This is a genomic window from Rhodanobacter thiooxydans LCS2 (genome assembly GCF_000264375.1).
Lineage (GTDB): Bacteria > Pseudomonadota > Gammaproteobacteria > Xanthomonadales > Rhodanobacteraceae > Rhodanobacter > Rhodanobacter thiooxydans.
Genome location: NZ_AJXW01000002.1, coordinates 69884 through 77096, shown reverse-complemented (window position 1 = coordinate 77096; position 7213 = coordinate 69884). Strand labels below are relative to the sequence as shown.

At 71.6% G+C, this 7213-nt stretch carries 4 protein-coding genes; all 4 read left to right on the top strand.

From position 1 onward, the window contains the following. A partial coding sequence (locus UUA_RS00325; protein ID WP_039953291.1) for a penicillin-binding transpeptidase domain-containing protein occupies nt 1-1594 on the top strand: 1594 nt, incomplete at its 5' end. A gap of 63 nt (nt 1595-1657) precedes the next feature. Beyond that, entirely contained in the window at nt 1658-3091 is a 1434-nt protein-coding gene (locus tag UUA_RS00320; RefSeq protein ID WP_008433271.1) for a TolC family protein, read from the top strand. After that, nucleotides 3088-4140 (top strand): efflux RND transporter periplasmic adaptor subunit, encoded by a 1053-nt coding sequence (locus UUA_RS00315; protein WP_008433269.1) that lies wholly within the window; start codon nt 3088-3090, stop codon nt 4138-4140. The genes UUA_RS00320 and UUA_RS00315 overlap by 4 nt, the downstream gene beginning before the upstream one ends. Beyond that, nucleotides 4137-7190 carry an efflux RND transporter permease subunit gene (locus UUA_RS00310; RefSeq protein ID WP_008433266.1) on the top strand — a complete coding sequence of 1018 codons (3054 nt, stop codon included), beginning with the start codon at nt 4137-4139 and terminating at the stop codon, nt 7188-7190. Before UUA_RS00315 ends, UUA_RS00310 begins: the two co-directional genes overlap by 4 nt. Nucleotides 7191-7213 lie beyond the last annotated feature (23 nt).

The following is a 7213-nucleotide window of genomic DNA, read 5'->3' as shown; positions in this document are numbered from 1 at the left end:
GCTGTCCGCCGCGCTGCTGGCCGAGCGGCTGCACCGCGAGCAGCCGGCGGCGCGGCGCATCACCAGCACCATCGACGCGAACCTGCAGCGCGCCGTCGAGGAGCGGGTCGGCGCCTACCTGTCGCGCCTGCCGGCGCATACCTCGGCCGCGCTGCTGGTGGTCGACAACGCCACGCTGGAGGCGCGCGTCTACGTGGGCACCAGCGAGTACGCCGATCCGCAGCGGCACGGCTACGTCGACATGGTGCGCGCGCCGCGCTCGCCCGGCTCCACACTGAAGCCGTTCCTGTATGGCCTGGCGCTGGACGACGGGCTGATCCACTCGCAGAGCCTGCTGGTCGACGCGCCGCAGGATTTCGGCGGCTACAAGCCGGGCAACTTCGACGAGGCGTTCAGTGGCCCGATCAGCGCGGCCGAGGCGCTGCAGCGCTCGCTCAACGTGCCGGCGGTGGACGTGCTGGACCGGCTCGGGTCGGGCCGCTTCGTGGCGCGGCTGGCGAACGGCGGCGTCGATCTGGGCCTGCCGGACGGTGCGGCGCCGAACCTGTCGATCATCCTCGGCGGCGCGTCGACCCGCCTGGAAAATCTGGTTGGCGCGTACACCGCGCTCGCCAACGGCGGCGTCGCCGGCACGCCGCGCTACACCCTGCAGCAAGCCGCGCGGCCGCGCCGGCTGCTGTCGAGCGGCGCGGCGTGGATTATCCGCGACGTGCTGGCGCACAACCCGGCCGACGTCGAGGGCGCCCCGTTGGCCGGCGCGATCAACCGGCACGAGCAGGTGGCGTGGAAGACCGGCACCAGCTACGGCTACCGCGACGCCTGGTCGATCGGCGTCACCGATCGCTGGACCGTCGGCGTGTGGATCGGCCGTCCGGACGGCACGCCGTCGCCCGGCCAGTACGGCGCGGTGACCGCGTTGCCACTGTTGTTCCAGATCGTCGACATGCTGCCCTCGCGCGGTGGCCGCGCGCGTGCGCAACCGGCCAGCGTGAAGTCGGTCGGGATCTGCTGGCCGCTCGGCGGTGTGGTCGCCGCCACCGATCCCGCGCTGTGCCGCCAGCGCCGCACGGCATGGGTGCTCGACGACGCGCTGCCGCCCACGTTTGCCGAACGCGACCTCGGCGCGTGGTCATCCGGCCTGCTCACCCTGCGCATCGACGACAGGGGCCGGCGCCTGAGCGGTGCCTGTCACGCCAGCCATGAGCGCACGATCCAGCTGGCACGCTGGCCCGCGCTGGCCACGCCATGGCTGAGCGTGGACGACCGCGCCCGTTCCGCGCTGCCGCCGCTCGCGCCCGGCTGCGCCGCCGACTCGCTCGACCGTGCCAGCCCGATCCGCATCAGTGGGCTCGGCGAGGGCGTCACCCTGCGTCGTGCGCCGAACAGCGACAAGCCGCTGCGCGTGACGCTGCGTGCGTTGGGTACGCAAACCACCGTGCAATGGCTGCTCAACGGCCGCCTGCAGGGCAGCAGCGAGGCCGACGCCGCGATCGCGATCACCTTGCCGCAGGCCGGCGACTACCGCATCACTGCGCTCGCCCGCGACGGCGCCTTCGCCACCCTCACCCTGCGCGTGGTGGGGCCGCCGGCGTGAGCGCCGGCGTGAGCGCAGGCGGCGGTTAAGAAAGAACTAAGCGGCGGCTTCCAGAATGACGACATGCATGATGCGGGCCGCCAGCGCTGCTTCCCCTCGATGATGCGCGGCCTGCGCACGGCCTGCGCCGTCGCCGCCGCGCTGGTGCTGTCCGGCTGCGCCAGCTACGCGCCGTTGCCGCTGGGCCGGGGCGAGGGCGCCGCCGACGTGGCGCAGCTGGCCGCGCCCACCAGCGCCATGTCGCTGCCGTCGCTGGCCACGCACCGCTTCGATCCCGCCGACGGGCTGGACGTGACCGAGACGGCGATGCTGGCGGTGGCGAACAGCCCGGCGCTGAAGCTCAAGCGCGACGAGCTGGGCATCGCCCGTGCGCAGGCCTTCGCCGCCGGCCTGCTGCCCGATCCTCAACTGAGCCTGGGCGCGGACTTTCCGCAGCATTCGGGCGGCGGCCTGAATGTTGCGTACAACCTCGGTATCAGCGAGGATGTCAGTGCCTTGTTGACCCGTTCGTCGCGCAAGGCGGCGGCGCGCAACCAGGCGCAGCAGGTGAACCTCGACCTGCTGTGGGCGGAATGGCAGACCGTGGCGCAGGCGCGCTTGCTGTTCGACCAGGTGCTGAACCTGCGCGCGCAACAGGCGCGGCTGGCCAGCGAGCAGGCGGCGCTGGCGCAGGTCACGCCCTACGTGCAGGCGGCGCTGCGCTCCGGCAACCTCACCTACGACAGCGCCAGCGCCGGCCTCAATGCCGCCGCGGACGTGCGCAAGCAGCAGGCCGACAACGCGCTCGCGCTGCACCAGGCCGACAGCGACCTGCACGTGTTACTGGGCCTCGCGCCGGACGCACCGCTGGAGCTGACCGGCGGCCCGTACCAGGTCACGCCAACGACAACGCAACTGCAGCAGGCCCTGGCCGATCTGCCGCGGCGGCGGCCGGACCTGCTGGCGCTGCAGGCCGGTTACCAGTCGCAGCAGGAAAAACTGCGCGCGGCCGTGCTGGCCCAGTTCCCCGCGCTGAACATCGGCTTCAACACCGCGCGCGACACCAGCGCCATCTACACCCATGGTTTCAGCGTCGGCATCACGCTGCCGCTGTTCGACCGCAACCGCGGCAACATCGCGATCGAGCGGGCGACCCGGCAGCAGCTGAAGGACGATTACGAATCGCGCGTGCTGACCACGCGCAGCGACATGCAGCGGCTGGCCGCCGACCTCGCCGCGCTGGCGCCGCGCGAGCGCAGCCTGGCTGCCCACGCGCTGCAGCTGGCCGAGGCCCGCCGCGTGGCGGAGCAGTCGTGGCGGCAGGGCCTGCTGGACTGGCCGACCTGGTTGGCGCTACGCAGCCAGTCGCTGGCCGCCGATCTCGAACTGCTCGCCGTGCAGCAGCAACAGGCCACGCAGTCGATCGCGCTGGAAGCGCTGCTCGGCAACACCGACCTCGGCGATACCGCCCATCCCGTTTCCAAGCGGGCCGTTTCCACGCAGGCGTCCATGCCATGAACCGATCGCCCATCCTGCCGCTGCTTTGCCTGCTGCTGGCCGCGTGCAGCCATGGCGCCGCCGGTGACGAAGAAGCCGCGGCGGCAAAGGGCCTGGTGGCGGTGACCACGGCCAGGGTGCAGCAGCAGACCTTCCACGACACGGTGGAGGCCTGGGGCGTCGCGGTGGGCGATCCGCAGCATGCGCGCGCGATCAGCCTTGGCCATGGCGGGCAGGTGGTGGCGCTGGACGTGGCGGCCGGGCAGGCCGTGCGGCGCGGACAGCCGCTGCTGACGATCGCTCCCGATCCCGCCGCGCGCAGCGCGTACCTGCAGGCGCAGAGTGCGCTGGAGCTGGCCAGTGGCGAACTCAGGCGTACCGAACAACTGGCGACGCAACGGCTGGCCACGCAGTCGCAACTGGCCGCCGCGCGCAAGGCGCTGGCCGATGCGCAGACCGCGCTGGACGCCCAGCGCGCGCTCGGCGGCGGCGCGGCGCAGGAAACCGTCAGCGCGCCGGCCGACGGCGTAGTCGGCACGCTCGCCGTGGGCCTGGGCGAGCGTTTCGCCGCCAATGCGCCGCTGCTCGCCTTCATCCCGGCGCACGCCCTGGTGGCGCAACTGGGCGTGCAGCCGGACGACGGCGCGAAGCTGCACGCCGGCATGCCGGTGCAGTTGCACAGCGTGTACGGCGACGCGGCCGACTTCGCCGGCACGCTGCGCATGGTCGGGCAGGCGGTTGACCCGCAGACCCGCCTGCTCGGCGCGCAGGTCGAGTTGCCCGCCGACGCCGGCGCGACGCTGGTGGCCGGCGCCGCGCTCGAGGCGCGCATCCGCACCGACGATTTCACCGCCTGGGCGGTGCCGCGCGCGGCCGTGCTGCACGATGCGCGCGGCGATTACCTGTTCGTGGCGGAGCGGGGCCACGCCAAGCGCGTCGAGGTGAAGCTGCGCAGCCCGGACGGCGACACCGTCGGCGTGCAGGGCCCGCTCGACGCGCAGGTGAAGGTGATCGTGCTCGGTGCCTACGAGCTCAACGACGGCGATGCGGTGCGGGAGTCGGCCAAGTGAGCATCGCCGCATGGATGCAGCAGCATCGCCGCTCGCTGCTGTTCCTTGCCCTGATGCTGGCGATCGGCGGCCTCGCCAGCGCGCTGTGGATGCCGGTGGCGCTGTTCCCGAACGTGGCGTTCCCGCGCGTGCAGGTCATCCTGGACGCCGGCGACCGCCCGGCCGACCAGATGGCGGTGCAGGTGACCACGCCGGTGGAGGAGGCGATCCGCCGTGTGCGCGGCGTGCGCGACGTGCGCTCCACCACCAGCCGCGGCAGCGCAGATATTGCGGTGACTTTCGACTGGGGTGCGGACATGGCCGGCGCGCTGCAGGAGGTCAATGCGGCGGCCGGGCAGATCCTGCCGCAGCTGCCCGCCGGCACCCGGCTGGAAACACAGCGGCGGGACCCGACCACGTTTCCGGTGCTGGCCTGGAGCCTGCGCTCGCACACGCAGTCGCCGGGCGCCTTGCACGACCTGGCCGAGTACCAGCTGCGTCCGCTGCTGAGCGGGATCAGCGGCGTGGCCCGGGTGCAGGTGCAGGGCGGTGAGGTGGCCGAATTCCATGCCGATGTCGATCCCGGCAAGCTGCGCGCGTTGAACCTGAGCCTGAGCGATGTCGCCGGCGCGGTCAGCCACGCGGCAACGATCCAGGCGATGGGCCGCGTGTCCGACCATTACAAGCTGTACCTGCTGCTGGCGAACAACCAGCCGACTACCGTCGCCGCGCTGCGCGCCATTGTGGTCCGCGCGGGCCCTGGCGGCGTGGTACGCCTCGGTGACGTGGCCGCAGTCAGCCTCGACCACGTGCCGCAGTGGATCCGCGTCAACGCGGATGGCCAGAACGCCGTGCTGCTGCAGGTCTACCAGCAGCCCGACGGCAACAGCGTGCAGATCGCCGCCGAAGTGAAGCAGCGGCTGGCCGACTACGCACCGCAGATGCCGGCCGGCGTGCAGATCGCCAACTGGTACGACCAGACCCAGCTGGTGACCGGCGCGGCGGTGAGCGTGCGCGACGCGATCCTGATCGGCGTGTTGCTGGCCGGGCTGGTGCTGTTCGTGTTCCTGCGCAACACGCGGGTGATCCTGGTGGCGCTGCTGGTGGTGCCGGCGGTGCTGTCGATCACCATGCTGCTGTTGTCCGTGCTCGGCATGAGCTTCAACATGATGACGCTGGGCGGCATGGCGGCGGCGGTCGGGCTGATCATCGACGACGTGATCGTGATGCTCGAACACATCATGCGCCGGCTCAACCAGGGCGAGGGCGAAGTGCACGAACGCATCGCCGGCGCGGCCCACGAGTTCACCCGCCCGCTGACCGGCTCCAGCGCCGCCACCGTGGTGATCTTCCTGCCGCTGGCGTTCCTCTCCGGCGTCACCGGCGCGTTCTTCAAGGCGCTGTCGCTGACCATGGCCAGCGCGCTGGTCATTTCCTGGCTGCTGACCTGGGTTGCGGTGCCGCTGCTGGCCGAACGCTTCCTCGACCGGCGCCACCTGGCCGGGCCTCCGCAGGGGCGTTTCGCCCAGTGGATGATGCGGGGCTACCGGAACCTGCTGCAGCGCTGGCTGAAACGGCCGCTGCTGGTCCTGCTGCTGGTGCTGCCGCTGCTGCTGGTTGGCGGGGTGGCCTATACCCGCGTCGGCACCGGCTTCATGCCGCAGATGGACGAGGGCGGCTTCATCCTCGACTACCTGTCCAAGCCCGGCACCTCGCTGGAGGAAACCGACCGCCTGCTCAACCAGGTCGAGACGATCATCCGCGCGAATCCCAACGTGGACACCTACTCGCGGCGTACCGGCCTGCAGCTGGGCGGCGGCCTCACCGAGGCAAACCAGGGCGATTTCTTCGTGCGCCTGAAAAACGGCTCGCGCCCGCCTACCGAGGAGGTGATGACCCAGGTGCGCACCGAGGTCGAGAAGAAGGTGCCGGGGCTGGACATCGAGCTGTCGCAGTTGATGGAAGACCTGATCGGCGACCTGGTGGCGGTGCCGCAGCCGATCGAGGTGCAGCTGTACGGCGATGACCCGGCGCAGCTGAACGCCACCGCCGACAAGGTCGCCGGGGCGATCGGCAAGATCAGTGGGGTGGTCGGCGTGCGCAACGGCACCAATCCAGCCGGCGATGCGCTGACCGTGCAGGTCGACCCGGCCAGGGCCGCGCTGGAGGGGCTCGACCCGACCAGCGTCACCGACCAGGTGGCGGCGGCGATCGACGGCACGGTGGCAGCCCAGCTGCCGACAGGCGGCAAGGTGGTGGGCGTGCGCGTGCGCCTGCCGGAGCGCGCGCACCGGCGGCTGGAGCAGGTCGCCGCGCTGCCGATCCGCGCCGGCGACGGCCATCTGCTGCCGCTGTCGCGGGTGGCCACGCTGCGCGAGGTGCAGGGCCAGCCGCAGATCACCCGGGACAACCTGAAGCGGATGGTGGCGGTGACCGGCCGCATCAGCGGGCGCAGCCTCGGCGCCGCGATGACCGACGTCAAGCGCGTACTGGCCCAGCCCGGCCTGTTGCCCAAGGGCATGTACTACCAGCTCGGCGGCCTGTACCAGCAGCAGCAGCAGGCGTTCCGCGGCCTGACCATCGTGATGCTGGCGGCGATCGCGCTGGTGTTCACCCTGCTGCTGTTCCTGTACGAGAGCTTCCGTGTGGCGATCACCATCCTGGCCATGCCGCTGCTGGCAATTCCGGCGGTGTTCGCCGCGCTGTGGCTGAGCGGCATCGAGCTGAACATCTCGGCGATGATGGGCATGACCATGATCGTCGGCATCGTCACCGAGGTGGCGATCTTCTACTTCTCCGAGCTGGAGCAGGCCGCGGTCGAAGCGCCGCTGCACGAGGCCCTGCACGCGGCCGGTCAGCACCGCGCGCGGCCGATCCTGATGTCCACGCTGGCCGCGATGCTCACCCTGCTGCCGCTGGCGCTGGCGCTGGGCCAGGGCTCGCAGATGCAGCAGCCGCTGGCGGTGGCGATCATCGCCGGCCTGCTGGTGCAGGTGCCGCTGGTGCTGCTGGTGATGCCGGTGCTGTATGCGCTGCTGCACCGGCGCGCCGCCGGAAGGCTGGCGGGCTGAGGGGCGGTTCTTGCTCAAGCACC

Coding starts and splice junctions, on each gene's coding strand:
- UUA_RS00320 (WP_008433271.1), top strand. CDS start 1,658: ATGCATGATGCGGGCCGCCAGCGCTGCTTCCCCTCGATGATGCGCGGC.
- UUA_RS00315 (WP_008433269.1), top strand. CDS start 3,088: ATGAACCGATCGCCCATCCTGCCGCTGCTTTGCCTGCTGCTGGCCGCG.